We start from the raw sequence: 16,104 nt of genomic DNA, 5'->3' as shown, positions 1-16,104 counted from the left end.
CAAAAACATATTCTGATGAAAAATTATATAAATAAAGTAACATGTGCCTTAATGGTTCTGATTATAATATCTTCTTGTAAAAAAGAGTATAGAAACCCGGCAGGAGCAAATGCTGATGATGTATTGACAACGGCCAAGGGATTAACGGGGGTAAGTGTCGGCCTGCAAAGGGTCTATACAGTAGGTCGTCTCGGAGTATATTTCAATTCAGTGTCTAGTGTTGGATTTGTAACTAATGAAATTATACTGATGAATTCAGGGAATATACCCGAATTACAGCTGTTTACCGGCGGCAATAGTGTAGATGGAACAAATAACATCCTAACAAACCTTTGGACATACAGTAACAAGATCATTTATGATGCTGATAATGTAATTAACAACGCCGCAAATTTAGGCGATAAGAATTATGCCTCCGGACTTATCGCATATGCCAGTATATTTAAAGCATTGGCGTTAGGTAATTTGTCGCAATATTGGGAAAATGTACCCTCTGGAATTGGACAGAATGTTACATTCGTAACCCGGACAGAGGGCTTTAATAAGGCGATAACGGTAATAGATAATGCTCTTTCTGTAATTTCGGCTAATGGCATCAGCACGGATTTTATGAGTAAAGTGCCAGCAGGGATTGATATCCCGAATTCACTAAATGCGCTAAAGGCGAGGTATGCACTTTTTGCCGGAAATTACCCATTGGCTCTGGTTGCAGCGAACAATGTTGACCTGACTAAGAAATCGACTTTCAATTTTGACGCTCAGACCTTAAATCCCATATTTGAGATAGCAACCTCCACCAATAACGTATTCCAGCCAACAAATGCAAATCTAGGATTAACAGGCGTCTATACGCCAGATGCAGCAGATAAGCGACTCGCATTTTATACCGTACCTAACGCTACAGCACCAACCGCTCGTTTAGCTGGCTTTGGCTTAACGAGTACTACTGCTATTCCGGTTTATCTGCCAGGTGAGATCATACTGATCAAGGCGGAGGTTTATGCCCGCCAACAAGTTCCAGACCTGGTGAATGCTTTGGCTGAATTGAATAAAGTGGTTACAAAAACACCTGCCAGTGATCCTTTTGGGGTTGGTGCAGCATTGCCTCCGATTGCCGGCCCAATGACCCAGACGCAGATTTTGCCATTGATCTATAAACACCGCAGTATTGAATTGTATTTGTCAGGGCTGAAGTTAGAGGATATGCGCAGGTTTAGTTTACCAAATGCAGACAGGAAAAGAAACTTTTTCCCATATCCGTTTACCGAAAGGGATAATAATCCGAATACCCCGACAGATCCGACGTTTTAACTTAACAGGGGTTGATAAAATTGCGGCATCCAGAAACCTGGATACCGCAATTTTTTTTGACAAAAGGCGATCTCCATTATAAAAATGCTCAAAATGATTATGTTTAGCGTATGCTTTCTTTGTAGGCTCTGAGATTAAAGTATCTGTAAGGTTTTTACCCTATAGGAATCGAGCTCCGGTGCTCCGGAATCAAGTTCAGTGATGAGGTAATCTATATTCTCCAATGAAGCGACCTTTAACCTCAGGGAGGTGTCCAGTTTTTCTGAAATACATAAAATTGCGGCTCGCTTTGAAGAACTGAACATGGCTTTTTTAAGTTGGTTAATTTCCCAGTCGGTATCCGTCAGTCCATCCTGAGGGTGTATGGCACTAGTGCCTAGAAGACAAAGATCGGCATTGATTTCTGAAAGCTGATTGATGACATGGCCACCATAAGTTACCTGGGAATTCTTAGAGAATAACCCTCCAATGAGAATTACTTCAACTCTTGCATACTTGGCGAGTTCTATGGCCACAAAAGGACTGATGGTAAAAAACGTAGCATGCAGATTTTCTGGAAGGAGCTTGGCTACTTCAATGATAGTTGTTCCACCACCGGTTAAAATAACCATTCCGTCTTTTATCAGGGAGATGGCCTTTTTGGCAATGCTAATCTTTGCGTCTTTAGCATATACTGAACTGTCGTCAAACGAAGATTGATAAGATTTTGACAGGGCGCCGCCGTGAACCTTGAACAGCTTATTGTTATCTGACAATTCCTGGAGGTCGCGCCTGATGGTATCCTCAGAAACATTCAACAACTGAACAAGGTCTGAGGTAAGAACGCGATTGTGCAAATTGATTTGCTTCATCACAAAATCATGTCTTTCTTTTTTCAGCATCGGTTTAATTTTTGGCTAAAGTAAATAAAAAACAAATAATAATTTAATGCGGGTTTATGCAGGTTTGTGCAATATTGGTTTGTGTAACAAGAATGAAATAGTTGTTTATTTTGTAAATAAGTGAAAAACATTTATGATATTTACTAGGGTTTTGATTTTTTGCGTGTAATTGCGTGTTTTGAAAAACCGTATTTCCCCGCAAATAGCCAAACGAGAACTAAAATTTATTAACCAAACTATCGTTCATGAAAAAAAAACTACTTCTGTTTATTACAGTTGGTTTTTTGCTAATTTCCCAAACATTTGCCCAGCAAAAAACGATTACAGGTAAAGTCACCTCAACTGAGGATGGATCTTCCATCCCTGGCGTTTCCGTAAAAATTAAAGGAACGTCTGCTGTTGTTCAAACCGATAATAACGGGGGGTACAGCATTAAAGCCAACACAAATGATGTGCTGGTTTTTTCTTATGTGAGTATGGTCACGCAGGAAAAAACAGTGGGCAACACCACAACACTGGATGTGGCTATGGCTCCAGACTCAAAAGCACTAAGCGAAGTTGTGGTTACCGCCCTGGGTATTAAACAACAAAAAAGATCCTTAGGGTATGCAACTCAGGGTATTGACGCTGCGGATATTACAAATACCAACCAGTCTAACGTACTAAATGCATTAAAAGGAAAAGCATCTGGCGTTCAAATTACAAGCGCAGGTGGTGCTGCAGGTTCAGGCACTAGAGTTCAGATCAGGGGGATTAACTCTTTGAACCCTTCGGCCGATAATCAGCCCTTGTTTGTTGTTGATGGTATTCCCATTTCCAACAGTACTGATTTAATTGGTATAAACAGTGATAACTTTCAAAATCCCAACCGTGCCGGCGATATAAATCCCGAGGATATTGAAACAATGACCATCCTTAAGGGCCCCGCTGCCTCTGTATTGTATGGTTTAAGGGCTGCCAATGGTGCCATCATCATTACCACTAAATCGGGTAAGTCTGGTAAACCCAGCTTTAGTTTTAAAAGTTCTGTTAGTTTTGACCAGGTCACAAAAACACCTCCGATACAAACAACCTATGGTAATGGCAACGGAGGAGCATATGTGCCTAGTGTAAACAGCTGGGGACCTAAAATTGAAAGCGGTGTCCCTGTTTATAACCCTTACGATGTGTTCTTTAAAACGGGACATCAAACACAGAACTCCTTTACTTTTAGCGGAGGAAATGATAATGCGACTTATTTTACTTCAATTTCGAACTCAGAACAAAAGGGAGTTGTGCCAAATTCTGATTATGGAAAAACATCCATTAGACTTTCGGGAACATTAAAGGCCTCAGAAAAATTCAAATTTGAAGGATCTGCAAATTATATTAATTCTGGCGGTAAAAATCCTCGTACTGGTATCACCTCGGGTACGATATTTTATTTGATGCGCCATACCAATACAGTTGACCCTGCAGATTACCTAAATCCGGATGGAACTGAAAAAACATATAATGCCTCTATTCAAAATCCATTCTATTTTACTGAAAATGCTTTTTTAAAGGATAACGTAAACAGGGTAATAGGAAATTTGGGAGCTGAGTTTAAAGCAAACGACTGGTTAACCTTTAACTACAAAGCCGGTATTGACAACTATACCGATTTCAGACAGATTTATAATGAAAAAGGCTTGTTAATCAGTACACTGGGATCTATGACCGAGCAAAGGATTAGCTATAGCGAAGTTAACTCTAATTTCTATGCCAGGGCAAGCAAGCAGTTTGGCGAGAAATGGTTTGTGAATTTCTTATTAGGTCATTCATATACCCATATTAACAGGACTAACCTATCTCTTAATGGCGCTCAGGCGGTTGTTCCTAATGTAGAGAGTATTAATAACTATAACGTATACACTACTTTAACTTATCCGGGTAAAAAGAATATCATAGGTATCTTTGGTGATTTAAATGTGAGTTACGACAATACTGTTTTCTTAAGTGTAACAGGAAGAAATGACTGGTCATCGACCTTACCGCAGAGTAATCGCTCATTCTTTTATCCATCAACCAGTTTATCGTATGTATTTACGGAGACTTTGGGTTTGCAACAGAACGACATATTTAACTTCGGTAAATTAAGGCTTTCATATGCAGAGGTAGGTAAAGACGCTGATCCTTATCAGATAGGTGAGTATTACTCTACATTGGCCGCATTTGATGGTGTGAGTGGTGTAAGACGTGATATTAAAATTGGTTCTGAATCTTTACGCCCTGAAAGAACAAAAGGGTTAGAGGTAGGGGGTGAGTTTCATTTCTTTAAAAGCCGATTAACTTTAGATGCAAACTATGCAATTCTGAATAGTATTGATCAGATTGTACCTGTTCCTATTAGTTATGCATCAGGCTACGATATTTTTGTAACCAATGCGGGAAAAATTAGAAATAAATCTTTAGAGTTTTTGTTAACGGCAACCGTTGTTAAAAGTGACGACTTTAAGTGGGATGTAAACGCTAACTGGTCGCGCACAAAAGGAAGGGTACTTTCTATGCCTCCGGGAGTAAATGAAATCCAGTTCAACCCAGAGAGTCCCTGGGTTAAACAAATTATAAAAACTGGTGGAAGACCAGGCGATTGGTACGGATGGCCATATACCCGTGTTACAGATCAGAATAGTGAGTATAACGGACAGCTGGTTATTGGTACTGATGGATATCCGATTATTCCTCAGCCGTTGTCTAATAATTACCTGATTGGTAATGCTTATCCGGACTGGACTGGCGGTTTAGGAAGTACTTTAGCGTATAAAGGAATAACCTTCTCATTTATGTTTAATTTTAGAAGAGGTGGTGATGTTTTTGATATTCCTAAAACACAAAGATTTTCTACTGGTATAGGTGCCGAAACGCAAATCAGAGACACACAGGTAATATTTAAAGGAGTGAAAAACATAGGAACACCAGAGGCTCCAATATATGCGCCAAATGATAAGCAAGTGGTTATCGATCAGCTTTTTTATGCGAACAGTTTCCCTTATAAACTGGCGCCTGAGAACAATGGATTCCAGGATGCTTCCTGGATTAGGCTGCAGAACGTGTCTTTGTCATACGAATTGCCAAAAAGCTGGCTGAACAAAAGTTTTATTAAGTCGGCATCAATTTCTGCAACGGCAAATAACCTGTGGTTAAGCACTCCTTTTATTGGGTTTGATCCTGAAGCAAGTGCTTATGGAGCAGGTTCAAATTCTGTTGGATATGTAGGTACTGGCGTGCCAACTACCAGAAGTATATTTCTTGGTTTAAATGTTAATTTCTAAGATTCGGTTATGAAAAATATAAGTTTTAAAATTTTTGTTGCACTACTCACTGCTTCTGTAATATTTGGAGCATGTAAGAAACAGCTGGACATTAATGATGATCCATCGAGGTTGACGCCAGGGCAGGCAACCATTTCGGGCTTGCTGGCCTCAACAATTCAATTTACGGCAACTTCGTTTTTTAATGCGGGCCAATATGGTAATGCCTATCCGCAATACCTTGCCGGATTTAATGCATACGAAGCAAATATAGATTCGTATAATCCGTATGGTTTTGATAACATATGGGAATCTGCCTATAGGGATGCAATGCCTAATTTAAAGGACCTTATCCAAAGGTCAGAAGTATCTGGGGCTCCTCAATATGCCGGCATTGGAAAGCTATTGCTTGCTTTAAATTTAATGCAGTGTACAGATCTATGGGGCGATTTGCCATACAAAGAGGCTTTTAAAGGACCTTCGGTTCCTAGCCCCACGTATGATAAACAACAAGATATATACACCGTATCATTAAAAGAGCTTTTAGACGGAGCAATAGCCGATTTAAATAAACCAGTTCCAACAAATACAGCATTACAGGTTGGTGCTACTGATCTGGCTTTTAAGGGTGTAATTGCCAGCTGGAAAAAGGCAGCATATGGTGCAAGAGCCAGGTATTATATCAATTTATCAACTAAAGACCCGTCTAATGCGCTTAAAGCGGCTGATGATGCAGCCCTGGCTATTGATGATGTTACCGGAGCAGCCGATTTGCAGGTAAAATATACTCAGGATAAGCCCAGCCCTTGGTATACCAACCTTGGTCAGCCTGCTATTGCCTCAAAGCAACACCGCCCTTCTTATTTTATGGTTAATTTAATGAATGGAACGGGGTATTTTAATGCGGTTATTGATCCAAGGTTGCCGAAGCTGTTTGATAATGCTGGCGCAGCCACCTATATCGGCAGACCAGTTGGTGCCTTGAGTACTCAGCAAGGGGCTAATTTGGCTAATAGCGATATCACTGAAAAAACCTTTTATGGAGCAAGAACCTCGCCTGTGCCTATATTGACATATGCCGAGGTTCAGTTTATTAGAGCCGAAGCATTATTTGCTACCAACAAAGAGGGAGCATATACTGCATATTTAAACGGAATTAAAGGTAACATGCAGAAGTTAGGGGTAGGAACAGATGATATTAATAAATACGTTAATGATCCGCTGATCAGTAAAGGTGCTGCGAATTTAACGCTTACGGATGTAATGTTGCAAAAGTACATTGCGCTATTCCTGCAAATGGAAACATGGACAGATATGAGGAGATATCAATATAGTAATACCATATATCCTGGTTTAGTTCCGCCATTTAAAAATTTGTTGGGCACAAGCTACGTGCAGCGTGCAAAATATGCGGATAATGAGCCGGGGAGAAATCCGAATGTTCCTCAGGTGGCCAATCAAGCTGTGAAATTATGGTTGTTTAATTAATATTGAAGAATATGAAAAATAAAATATCAAAACTCTTTATAGCTGCTCTTACTGCCATGATAGTGTTTTCGGCATGCAAGAAGAATGATCCGGACCAATGGCTAAAAGATAACATCACGATTATTGGAAAGGTGCCTGTTGTGGCAGGATTTACGGTTAAGTCTCCGCAAACCACCAATGTAGCGGCAGGAGCTAGCGTACAGCTGGACCTGAGATATTGGTCTGATGATCAAATTGATAAAATCAATTTAAGATCAACTGTAGGTGCCAATGCTCAGGCGCTTGTTTCGACAACTCCTTATCAAAAAGCGTATTCTACAGTTAGCCGGACAGATTCCTTATTGCTTGGCTATCAGGTTCCTGGTGATTTAGCAAAAGGAACTTCTGTGGTTATGGAAGTAGAGGTAGTTAATAAGAATACCCTCACTAAAAAAGCTACACTGACTTTAAAAATCCAATAATGTAATCTCTGGTTAGTCCCCGGTTGTATGACCGGGGATTTTTTATTGCTTAGATATCTCTTATTTTCATACTTTTGCGCTAAAGTATTTATTTATGGCAAGTTTTACTCTTACTCCTGAAACCTGGCAAAAGGTTAAAATTAAATTTTTAAGAAAATATCGTGATTTGGCGCAAGTAAATCTTTCTTTTGCTCCGGGACAAGAAGATCAACTTGTCGGGCAGCTTATGGATTTGGTTAAAAGAGACAGAGAATATGTTGAATTTACCATAAAAAAGGCCCTGGCTGATCCTGACGGGAACAGGCTTTAACTTTCTTTTATTTCTTTATGGGAGGCACTCCCACGCTTTGAATTGTATTTAAAAACCAATATTGGATTTTTTTGACGTGATTTTATTTGTAAGTTTACCATTAAACAGATTGGTGAACGATGAAACAATATAAACTAGCTGCCGTTTTTGCACTTATAGCTTTCGCTTCTTTAACATGGTCTTTTAAAGAAGACTTGTTTCAGGTTTCTAAAAATCTGGACATTTTCGCTTCCCTGTATAAAGAGATTAACATCAACTATGTGGAGGAGACCAATCCGTCTGATCTGATGCGAAATAGCATTGATGCTATGTTGGAGAATCTCGATCCTTACACTGAATACATCCCGGAATCTGAAATTGAAGATTATAAATTAAAATATGTGAGCACACAATACGGCGGTATTGGTGCAAGCACTGTTTCTATTGAAGGTAAGTTGTTTGTAAATGAAGTGGTTGAAGGATATCCCGCAGATAAACAGGATGTAAAGCCTGGAGATCAGCTGGTGAAGATAAATGGCAATGAGGTAAAGGGGAAAGATCGGAATCAGATAAGTCAGTTGTTGCGTGGTCCAAAGGGATCTGCAGTTGATATGTTGATTATCAGAGACGGTTCTGTGATCACTAAGAAGTTGGTGCGTGATGAGATTAAGCAACCTAATGTGCCCTATTCGGGTATGACCGAAGATAATATTGCTTACATCCGTTTAGATAAGTTTCTTGAAAATTCTGCTCAGGAGGTAAAGGATGCTGCAATTGCATTAAATAAACAGCAGCCAAGGGGAATGATCCTTGATTTAAGATATAATGGCGGAGGTATTTTACAGGAAGCAGTTAAGATAGTTAACCTCTTTGTAAATAGAGATGTGTTGGTTGTAACACAAAAGGGCAGGAATCCGCAAAAAACCATTGTTTATAAAACCATGACTGAGCCTTTGCTGTTGAATATGCCATTGGTAGTGCTTGTGGGGGGTTCTTCAGCCTCGGCATCAGAGATTGTTGCAGGATCATTGCAGGATCTCGACAGAGCGATTATTGTCGGCCAGCGAAGCTTTGGTAAGGGATTGGTGCAACAGACCTTTAATTTGCCTTATAATAGCCTGGTGAAGGTTACGGTGGCTAAGTATTATACGCCATCTGGCCGCTGCATTCAGGCCCTTGATTATGCGCATAAAGATTCAAATGGAAAAACACTGAAGTTTGCAGATTCGCTATCTCATAAGTTTAATACCACAGCGGGCAGGAGCGTTTACGATGGAAACGGAGTTTATCCTGATGTGGTAGTGAACTCGAGCAGACCAAGCCCCATTACCATGTCTATTATGAGCAAGAATCTGTTTTTTGATTATGCTAATGACTATAAAAAGAAGAATAAAACTATTGCTCCTGCTGCTAACTTTCAATTGACAGATAACGATTACAGTCAATTTGTAGCCTCATTAGATGGTAAAGATTACTCGTATGCCTCGCGCACTGAACGCTTGTTGTCTGATTTGCGAGACGAGGCCGAAAAAGAGAATAAATTGGGCGTTGTTAAGGCGGATCTGGATGATTTAAAGGATAAGATGCTTGGGGCTAAGAAAACCGATCTTATCACTTATAAAGCCGAAATAAAACGTGTTTTAGAGACGCAGATTGTGAGTCGTTATTATTATGAGAAGGGTAAGGTTATTCAGGCATTCCAATACGATAAAGAGCTTCAGGCAGCTAAAGCGCTATTAGGTAGTTCTACTAAAATGTTAGCTATATTAAAAGGTGAGGGTGAATATAAAACTATAGGCAGCCCCACCAAAACGATTGCGGCAATAACAACAGCAGAAAACTAAAGACCTTTTTTATTCAGCATGATGTAGCTTAACAACTAAACCATCCATAGCAGGGTTTAGTTGAAGCTGGCAGGCAAGTCTTGAGTTTGGAAGTACGTCCGGTAAAGTATCAAGCATTGCATACTCGTCATCAGTCATTTCATTCAGCTTTTCTTCTCCTTCAAGTACATCTACACAGCAGGTAGCACATAAGGCCATGCCACCGCAGGTTGCAAGAATATCATATTCGCAGGCTTTAAGGTACTCCATTAAGCTTAATCCCATATCTACAGGGGCTTCAAGAGTAGTTAAGCTGCCATCAGGGTTTTGTACGTGTAGGGTAATGTTATTGTCTTCCATGTTTAAAATTCTGATACGCCGTTTACAGTGGTGTATTTCATGGTGTATTTAACACCTGGGTTCATGTATTGGTATGCACTATGGCTCATTAAAGCAGCTTCGTGGAATCCACAAAGGATCAGTTTTAATTTGTTAGTGTAAGTATTGATATCGCCAATAGCATAAATGCCGGGTACGTTTGTTGAATAATCGTCGGTATTAACTTCTATAGCACTTTTGTTGATATTTAAGTTCCATTGCTCAATTGGGCCTAATTTAGGGCTTAAACCGAATAAAGGAATTAAATGATCTGCAGCTACTGCGGTAGTTTCAAGGCTCTTATTGTGAATAAGCTCCACGGTTTCCAGTTTTCCGTTTCCAGATACTGAGTTTAGATTGCTGTTTAAAACAAGGTTAATACGACCGCTTTCGGCTAATGCCATTACTTTGTTTACTGAATCTGGTGCGCCACGGAAGCTTTCGCTGCGGTGCACCAAAGTTAATTCATCTACGATGTCGGCTAAAAATATAGTCCAGTCAAGGGCAGAGTCACCACCACCTGCAATCACCATTTTCTGACCGCGGTATTGCTCCGGATCAAGAATCATGTAGTTAACACCTCTTCCGTTTTCGAATTGTTCTAAACCAGATACAGCTGGTTTACGAGGCTCAAAGCAACCTAAACCTCCTGCAATTACCACAACTTTAGATTCTATAATCGTTCCCATGTTTGTAGTAAGCACAAAATCACCTTCTCCACGTTTCTCTAAGCCTTCTATACGCTCGCCTAAAGTGAAACCAGGATGGAAAGGTTTTCCCTGCTCCATTAGGTTATCTATAAGCTCCTGAGCCAATACTGTTGGGTAGCCCGGGATGTCGTATATAGGTTTTTTAGGATATATTTCAGACAATTGACCACCCACCTGCGGTAAATAATCAATTAAATGGCAGCGCATTTTTAATAGTCCTGCTTCAAAAATTGCAAATAAACCTACGGGTCCGGCGCCAATTATGGCTATATCAGTAGAAATCATGTGTTTAAAATTTGTGCGAATTTACAAACTTTTGTTATAATATCGATGCTATTTATAAATAATCTAGATACTCCGTAGAACTTATGACAACAAACTGAGCTAATATTTTACTTATCTTTGTTTTATTGATGAATAAGAACATATACTTTGCCTCTGATTTTCATTTAGGCTCTCCGGATTTTATTGAAAGTCGTAAGCGGGAAGATCGCATTCTTCGTTGGTTAAACGCCATTGAGCCCACATGTAGCGAACTTTTCCTGATGGGAGATGTTTTTGATTTCTGGTTTGAATATAGTACTGTCGTACCTAAAGGGTTTATTCGCCTGCAGGGGAAACTGGCTGCTATGACAGACGCAGGGATTAAGGTCTATTTTTTTAAGGGCAACCATGATATGTGGGTTAACGACTATTTCACAAAGGAAATGGGGATTGAAATTATAAGTGACGAACTTGTAATTGAAAGAAATGGGAAAAGGTTCTTTTTACATCATGGTGACGGATTAGGACCTGGCGACCGAAAATATAAGATGTTGCGAAAAATCTTTAGAAGTCCGGTGTGTCGCTGGCTCTTTTCAATGGTTCCGCCAAGAATTGGAATGGGAATAGCAAACGGTTGGTCTAGAAGCAGCAGGGCAGCCAGTAGTAAAGTGGAAGTTTTTGAAGGCATTGAAAATGAATGGCTGGCCATATATGCTAAAGAGCAAATGGTAAAACAGCATTATGATTTTTTTGTTTTTGGACATCGGCACTTACCTTTAGATTTAGATTTGGGTGCTGGGACAAAGTATGTGAACCTGGGCGAATGGATTAACTATAATTCATATGCTGTTTTTGAGGGCGATGCGTTGAGTCTTAAATATTTTGAAAAAGAATAGAGTATTTTCTGTAACGTGCTGATCTTAATAAAATTTATAGTGTCGTTAACTGAAAAAGCCGTATTTTTGCTGCCCGAATAAAAAATCGTTATCTGGATAAAAGATGCTGTTAACAAACAGGTTGTGTTATTTGTTGCTAGCGGTACAATTATAAAGTTTCTGAAATAAAAGAATATGTTAGAGAAATTAGAAGCAATTAAACTGCGTTGGGAAGATGTTGAGGAGCAGTTAAGTAATCCTGATACCATGCAGGATATGAAGCGTTTTGCAGCTTTAAATAAGGAGTATAAAGATTTAGGTAAAATTGTAGAAGAGTATAAAATCTACAAGAATGTAATGAGCAACATTGACGCAAATAAAGCGATCTTGAGTACCGAGAAAGATCCTGAGATGCGTGAGATGGCTAAAGAAGAGCTTGATTTGTTACTTGTACAACAGGAAGAATTAGAAGAGAAAGTTCGCTTGATGCTTATTCCTGTTGACCCTGAGGATGCAAAGAATGCCGTGTTTGAGATTAGAGGTGGTACTGGCGGTGATGAAGCTGCTTTGTTTGCCGGCGACTTATATAGAATGTATAGCCGTTTCTTTGAACAAAAGGGATGGAAGGTAGAAACAGTAGATGTAACCGAAGGTACTGCTGGTGGATACAAAGAGGTGATCTTGAAAGTAAGCGGGGAAGATGTTTATGGACAGTTAAAGTATGAGTCTGGAGTACACAGGGTTCAACGTGTACCGGATACAGAAACTCAGGGACGTGTTCATACCTCTGCAGCCTCAGTAGCTGTCTTGCCTGAAGCTGAGGAGATAGATCTTTACATTAATCCAGCAGATATTGATTTGCAAACCTCCAGATCTGGTGGTGCAGGTGGACAGAACGTAAATAAGGTTGAAACTAAGGTTCAGTTAACGCATAGACCTTCTGGTATTGTCGTAGTTTGTCAGCAGGAGCGTTCTCAGTTGGGTAATAGAGTTATTGCAATGGAGATGCTTCGTAGTAAGTTATACGATATTGAGTTGCAGAAGAAGAACGGTGATATTGCTGCCAGACGTAAGACTATGGTTTCGACTGGTGACCGCTCAGCGAAGATCAGAACGTACAACTATCCGCAGGGAAGGGTGACGGATCACCGCATCGGCTTAACGCTTTATAACCTAAGTGGAGTGATGGATGGCGGTGTTCAGGAGCTAATTGATGCTTTACAATTTGCTGAGAATGCAGAGAAAATGAAAGAAGGATCTGTGATCTAAAAAATAATTCTCAGAGAATTAAGGAGTTATAACTATTTTAAAATAAATGTTGCAAAGTTAAATAAAGGCGCTATATTTGCAATCCCGAAACGAAACAACGAAACGAAAATAGGGAAAACGGACCGGTAGTTCAGCTGGTTAGAATGCCGCCCTGTCACGGCGGAGGTCGCGGGTTCGAGTCCCGTCCGGTCCGCTTAGTAAAATTTAGAATACCTGTAGTCATTAAGATTACAGGTATTTTTTTGTGTCTTATTCAGTTTGATTTATATAAATGTTCAGTATATTTGCTATATGGAAACCCTAACTATAAATATTCCCGATAAAAAAAGTACTTTGGTTAAACAAATACTTAAAGGTTTAGGCGTAACCATTCAGGAAAATAGCCTAACTAAAGAATCTGCTTACAGAAAAAAATTACTTAAAGTATCAACGTGGGCAGCCGAGGATTTGAAGAATTTCGAAGACAGTAGAAAATCTTTTGAAAATCTGAGTCCGCAACAATGGTAATTGATACAGGTATCTTTATTGAACATCTAAGAGCAAAAGATAAGCTTAAAACGTCCCTTTATCTGATTCCAGAAAATACAGAACTATTTATCTCCTCTGTTTCTTTATATGAGTTATATATGGGAGCAACTACTAGTGAAAAGGAAAACGATATACAACTATTAACAGAAGATCTACAAATATTATCATTCACAGATTCTGTTTCTATTAAGGCTGCCCAGATTTATCATGAACTAAGAAAAAGCAATAAAATGATTGAATTTAGAGACATTTTTATTGCCGCTACTTGCCTAGTATATGAATTACCTATCCTTACGCTTAATAAGAAGCATTTTAAAAGAATAAAGGGTTTGGAGATTCTTTAGATCATTTCTTATTGGCATTAAAAATTTCCTGCACAATAGTTAAAATTCCTCTATTTCTACTTAAGAACGGAGTGTAGCTGCGCCAACAATGCAGCGGTGAAACACCTGAAGAATCTGGGCAAGGTCATACGCATTTGTCTGGCCAATTGCTGGATTGCGTATGATCCCTTTTTTGGTCATCGCAATAAGATGAAGAAGGTAAATCGTGTGGTGCTGACAGAACAGGAACTGACCCTCCTTGCAGAGAAGGAGTCTGCGACTGCCAGTACTCAGGGTAGTCAGGGATGCTTTTTTATTTTGCTACCAGAACTGGTCAGGGAAAACAGGGTGCAAATTGATAAGGACTAAAACCTCGGTAAAAGACGGGATCGCAATCAGGGTTTGTCCATTTAATTGCGGGTGTGCACTTACTTGGCATTCCATCTTCACCACATTCGCAAAGGTAGCCCTCACCGGAATAAAACGTCAAGGACGGGCAGCCCGCGGCTCTGGTGCAACCCGCTGCCCGTCCTTGACAATTTATCCGGCTTCTCGCTGTTTGGGTGCTTATGCGGTTAAAATGGTCTGGCGTGTAAATACGGGAGGCTAGAATAAAAATGAACACCACATATTATTGTAAAGATGATACTGGTAACAATTAAAGATTCAAGGCTCTTTTTAATTTGATTCTCAATGAGGTTATCGCCCTCTTCTGAGATGGTATAAGTATGATTCACGCTAATTATAATTTGGTTAGATAACAATATTTGATAACCGTTTGTTTAGCCAAGTAGTTTTATAATCCGTAGATTTAACCTTAACCAGATGGATAAGCGATGTTAGTTAGATTTTATTATTTCGCATTTCTTCACCATTATAAAAAAAAGGGTGAGGGTTCGACTTCTTGGTTTGGAAGCATAATGGTGGTGGTGGCAACGGTCTTTTTTATTACCGCTTTATTGTATGCTGTTTTAGAGCATTTCTTTTTTTCGCCTTTACCACTAAATACTTTAAGAATTTATGGATTTGGATACAGTGCGGCCTTATTTTTTGTATTCCATAGAAATTTCATTAAAAACGGGAAAAGTGAAAAAATCTATAACGAATTTATTTCCCATTCTTTGAATACAAAAAAAAATAGGATTGCTTGTTTCGTTGTTTTCTTTGCTAGTTTGCTTGTATTCATGGGAGGTGTTGTTGCCCTTAAAAGTATATAATATTGAATTAAGATTTAATATGCGTTTTTACTAATTCATTATTTTGATTGCTGGGAACTTCTAAGCGCTTCAAACTCTTCCGTTGTAATTTCCATGCCATTCCAGTAATGACGGTATTGATCCTGAGCTAAACGCAGGATTCTTTTGGCATTGTTTTGGGGATAGACGACCTCAAAAGTTTCGATATCAGCACGCTGGAGTTTTCTGTGAAGATAGTATACCTGTTCCAGCCCCCGGGAATAGAAAATTCCGGATCCATATCTTTGCCAGTGTCTTGGATCTGCTCCGGCAATCTCTGCAGCCTGACAGAATACATGGTAGTCATCATAACCAAAGTAGCCGTCGTTCAAGGAGACAAAGGAGGAGGGATCAGCCGCATGAATGATGCTGAATCCATCGCGAACACTAAAATAATATACCCTGTCTTTGTCTTTGGCATATCCGTAAGCAAGTTTAAGTTCCTGAGGGGAGCGTTGCTTTTGCATTTCTGATGGCAAGGGTAGTACAAATTTCCCGGAATCACAGACTTCAAAAGTTGTAGGATCTACCGGATCTAGTTTGCCAGAAGCAGACCATACTAGGTTTCTGTCTTTGGCGAAAGACAGATTGATGCCTTCGAAGGACTCTGGATCCGCGTCTTCCAATACTTCATTTCCAAGGTAACAATGCGCCTTGTCTTTTGCGAAAGGACCAGTATAAAATCGGAAAGAATCGATGTCTGCGTTTTCTATTTCATTAGACCTGAAGAAGACAGTTTTGCCATCTGTCCAGTAATAGGTATTTGGATCGAGTTCATTAAAATCGGTTTGCTTGGTCAAAATATACATAGCCGTTGGTTAGAAATCTTCGCTGTTAAAATCATTTACTGGGAAACTCTGGGTTGGATCTTCCAGTCTTAAAATAGCTAATCTTTTACTTGGTTTGGTTTCGAGAAACCGTCATTTATCCCCTGGTTTCTTCTAGAGAACAGTCTCAATTACCAGGCCACTTTTAGCCGATCTGGGCAAGACATTCA

General features: G+C 39.6%; 16 protein-coding genes and 1 tRNA gene. 13 read left to right on the top strand and 4 right to left on the bottom strand.

Going from position 1 to position 16,104, the window contains the following annotated elements; genetic code table 11:
- The first annotated feature begins 15 nt into the window (after positions 1-15).
- Positions 16-1,311 carry a RagB/SusD family nutrient uptake outer membrane protein gene (locus tag AC6CH7_RS16950; protein ID WP_498263876.1) on the top strand — a complete coding sequence of 432 codons (1,296 nt, stop codon included), beginning with the start codon at positions 16-18 and terminating at the stop codon, positions 1,309-1,311.
- 134 nt (positions 1,312-1,445) lie between these two features.
- Here AC6CH7_RS16950 and AC6CH7_RS16945 read toward each other — a convergent pair whose 3' ends face one another.
- Entirely contained in the window at positions 1,446-2,192 is a 747-nt protein-coding gene (locus AC6CH7_RS16945) for a DeoR/GlpR family DNA-binding transcription regulator (RefSeq protein WP_498263875.1), read from the bottom strand.
- Between the two features lie 245 nt (positions 2,193-2,437).
- Between AC6CH7_RS16945 and AC6CH7_RS16940 the strand changes: the two genes are divergently transcribed.
- From AC6CH7_RS16940 to AC6CH7_RS16920, 5 genes are all read left to right on the top strand, one after another.
- Complete coding sequence (locus tag AC6CH7_RS16940; RefSeq protein ID WP_498263874.1) at positions 2,438-5,485, top strand: SusC/RagA family TonB-linked outer membrane protein; 3,048 nt, start codon at positions 2,438-2,440, stop codon at positions 5,483-5,485.
- Between the two features lie 9 nt (positions 5,486-5,494).
- Positions 5,495-6,952 (top strand): SusD/RagB family nutrient-binding outer membrane lipoprotein, encoded by a 1,458-nt coding sequence (locus tag AC6CH7_RS16935; protein WP_498263873.1) that lies wholly within the window; start codon positions 5,495-5,497, stop codon positions 6,950-6,952.
- An 11-nt stretch (positions 6,953-6,963) separates the two neighbouring features.
- Positions 6,964-7,413, top strand: coding sequence for a hypothetical protein (locus tag AC6CH7_RS16930; RefSeq protein WP_498263872.1), 450 nt, complete (start codon positions 6,964-6,966; stop codon positions 7,411-7,413).
- A 94-nt stretch (positions 7,414-7,507) separates the two neighbouring features.
- Positions 7,508-7,723: a hypothetical protein gene (locus AC6CH7_RS16925; protein WP_498263871.1), complete on the top strand. Its 216-nt coding sequence runs from the start codon at positions 7,508-7,510 to the stop codon at positions 7,721-7,723.
- Positions 7,724-7,842: 119 nt separating this feature from the next.
- A complete protein-coding gene (locus AC6CH7_RS16920) occupies positions 7,843-9,546 on the top strand; it encodes a S41 family peptidase (RefSeq protein WP_498263870.1) in 1,704 nt (567 codons plus the stop codon).
- A 9-nt stretch (positions 9,547-9,555) separates the two neighbouring features.
- Here AC6CH7_RS16920 and AC6CH7_RS16915 read toward each other — a convergent pair whose 3' ends face one another.
- Together AC6CH7_RS16915 and AC6CH7_RS16910 are read right to left on the bottom strand one after the other, a co-directional pair.
- A complete protein-coding gene (locus AC6CH7_RS16915) occupies positions 9,556-9,885 on the bottom strand; it encodes a 2Fe-2S iron-sulfur cluster-binding protein (RefSeq protein WP_068889978.1) in 330 nt (109 codons plus the stop codon).
- 2 nt (positions 9,886-9,887) lie between these two features.
- Positions 9,888-10,898, bottom strand: coding sequence for an NAD(P)/FAD-dependent oxidoreductase (locus tag AC6CH7_RS16910; protein WP_048908305.1), 1,011 nt, complete (start codon positions 10,896-10,898; stop codon positions 9,888-9,890).
- A gap of 128 nt (positions 10,899-11,026) precedes the next feature.
- On the opposite strand from AC6CH7_RS16910, the gene AC6CH7_RS16905 reads away from it, so the two are divergent.
- The 7 genes from AC6CH7_RS16905 (at position 11,027) to AC6CH7_RS16875 (ending at position 15,089) form a co-directional block, all read left to right on the top strand.
- Positions 11,027-11,773, top strand: coding sequence for a UDP-2,3-diacylglucosamine diphosphatase (locus tag AC6CH7_RS16905; RefSeq protein ID WP_498263869.1), 747 nt, complete (start codon positions 11,027-11,029; stop codon positions 11,771-11,773).
- A gap of 174 nt (positions 11,774-11,947) precedes the next feature.
- Positions 11,948-13,021 (top strand): peptide chain release factor 1, encoded by a 1,074-nt coding sequence (gene prfA, locus AC6CH7_RS16900; RefSeq protein WP_498263868.1) that lies wholly within the window; start codon positions 11,948-11,950, stop codon positions 13,019-13,021.
- 119 nt (positions 13,022-13,140) lie between these two features.
- Positions 13,141-13,214 (top strand) — tRNA-Asp (locus tag AC6CH7_RS16895).
- A gap of 98 nt (positions 13,215-13,312) precedes the next feature.
- The gene (locus AC6CH7_RS16890; protein ID WP_498263867.1) at positions 13,313-13,528 is read left to right on the top strand and encodes a hypothetical protein; all 216 of its coding nucleotides are present in this window, start codon (positions 13,313-13,315) and stop codon (positions 13,526-13,528) included.
- Positions 13,522-13,893 (top strand): type II toxin-antitoxin system VapC family toxin, encoded by a 372-nt coding sequence (locus AC6CH7_RS16885; RefSeq protein WP_498263866.1) that lies wholly within the window; start codon positions 13,522-13,524, stop codon positions 13,891-13,893. The genes AC6CH7_RS16890 and AC6CH7_RS16885 overlap by 7 nt, the downstream gene beginning before the upstream one ends.
- A 96-nt stretch (positions 13,894-13,989) precedes the next feature.
- Positions 13,990-14,241, top strand: coding sequence for a hypothetical protein (locus AC6CH7_RS16880; RefSeq protein ID WP_498263865.1), 252 nt, complete (start codon positions 13,990-13,992; stop codon positions 14,239-14,241).
- Positions 14,242-14,708: 467 nt separating this feature from the next.
- Positions 14,709-15,089, top strand: coding sequence for a hypothetical protein (locus AC6CH7_RS16875; protein WP_498263864.1), 381 nt, complete (start codon positions 14,709-14,711; stop codon positions 15,087-15,089).
- A 38-nt stretch (positions 15,090-15,127) separates the two neighbouring features.
- On the opposite strand, the gene AC6CH7_RS16870 is transcribed toward AC6CH7_RS16875, so the two are convergent.
- Complete coding sequence (locus tag AC6CH7_RS16870; protein ID WP_498263863.1) at positions 15,128-15,916, bottom strand: DKNYY domain-containing protein; 789 nt, start codon at positions 15,914-15,916, stop codon at positions 15,128-15,130.
- Positions 15,917-16,104: the final 188 nt, after the last annotated feature.

The sequence above is a fragment of the Pedobacter sp. GQ55 genome (assembly GCF_059758925.1).
Note: the sequence above shows the minus strand (reverse complement) of the source record. Positions and strands in the feature narration are given on the sequence as shown.

Bases quoted from the DNA above. Each gene is read 5' to 3' on its own strand.
- AC6CH7_RS16950 (WP_498263876.1), top strand. From the start codon at position 16: ATGAAAAATTATATAAATAAAGTAACATGTGCCTTAATGGTTCTGATT.
- AC6CH7_RS16945 (WP_498263875.1), bottom strand. From the start codon at position 2,192: ATGCTGAAAAAAGAAAGACATGATTTTGTGATGAAGCAAATCAATTTG.
- AC6CH7_RS16940 (WP_498263874.1), top strand. From the start codon at position 2,438: ATGAAAAAAAAACTACTTCTGTTTATTACAGTTGGTTTTTTGCTAATT.
- AC6CH7_RS16935 (WP_498263873.1), top strand. From the start codon at position 5,495: ATGAAAAATATAAGTTTTAAAATTTTTGTTGCACTACTCACTGCTTCT.
- AC6CH7_RS16930 (WP_498263872.1), top strand. From the start codon at position 6,964: ATGAAAAATAAAATATCAAAACTCTTTATAGCTGCTCTTACTGCCATG.
- AC6CH7_RS16925 (WP_498263871.1), top strand. From the start codon at position 7,508: ATGGCAAGTTTTACTCTTACTCCTGAAACCTGGCAAAAGGTTAAAATT.
- AC6CH7_RS16920 (WP_498263870.1), top strand. From the start codon at position 7,843: ATGAAACAATATAAACTAGCTGCCGTTTTTGCACTTATAGCTTTCGCT.
- AC6CH7_RS16915 (WP_068889978.1), bottom strand. From the start codon at position 9,885: ATGGAAGACAATAACATTACCCTACACGTACAAAACCCTGATGGCAGC.
- AC6CH7_RS16910 (WP_048908305.1), bottom strand. From the start codon at position 10,898: ATGATTTCTACTGATATAGCCATAATTGGCGCCGGACCCGTAGGTTTA.
- AC6CH7_RS16905 (WP_498263869.1), top strand. From the start codon at position 11,027: ATGAATAAGAACATATACTTTGCCTCTGATTTTCATTTAGGCTCTCCG.
- prfA (WP_498263868.1), top strand. From the start codon at position 11,948: ATGTTAGAGAAATTAGAAGCAATTAAACTGCGTTGGGAAGATGTTGAG.
- AC6CH7_RS16890 (WP_498263867.1), top strand. From the start codon at position 13,313: ATGGAAACCCTAACTATAAATATTCCCGATAAAAAAAGTACTTTGGTT.
- AC6CH7_RS16885 (WP_498263866.1), top strand. From the start codon at position 13,522: ATGGTAATTGATACAGGTATCTTTATTGAACATCTAAGAGCAAAAGAT.
- AC6CH7_RS16875 (WP_498263864.1), top strand. From the start codon at position 14,709: ATGTTAGTTAGATTTTATTATTTCGCATTTCTTCACCATTATAAAAAA.
- AC6CH7_RS16870 (WP_498263863.1), bottom strand. From the start codon at position 15,916: ATGTATATTTTGACCAAGCAAACCGATTTTAATGAACTCGATCCAAAT.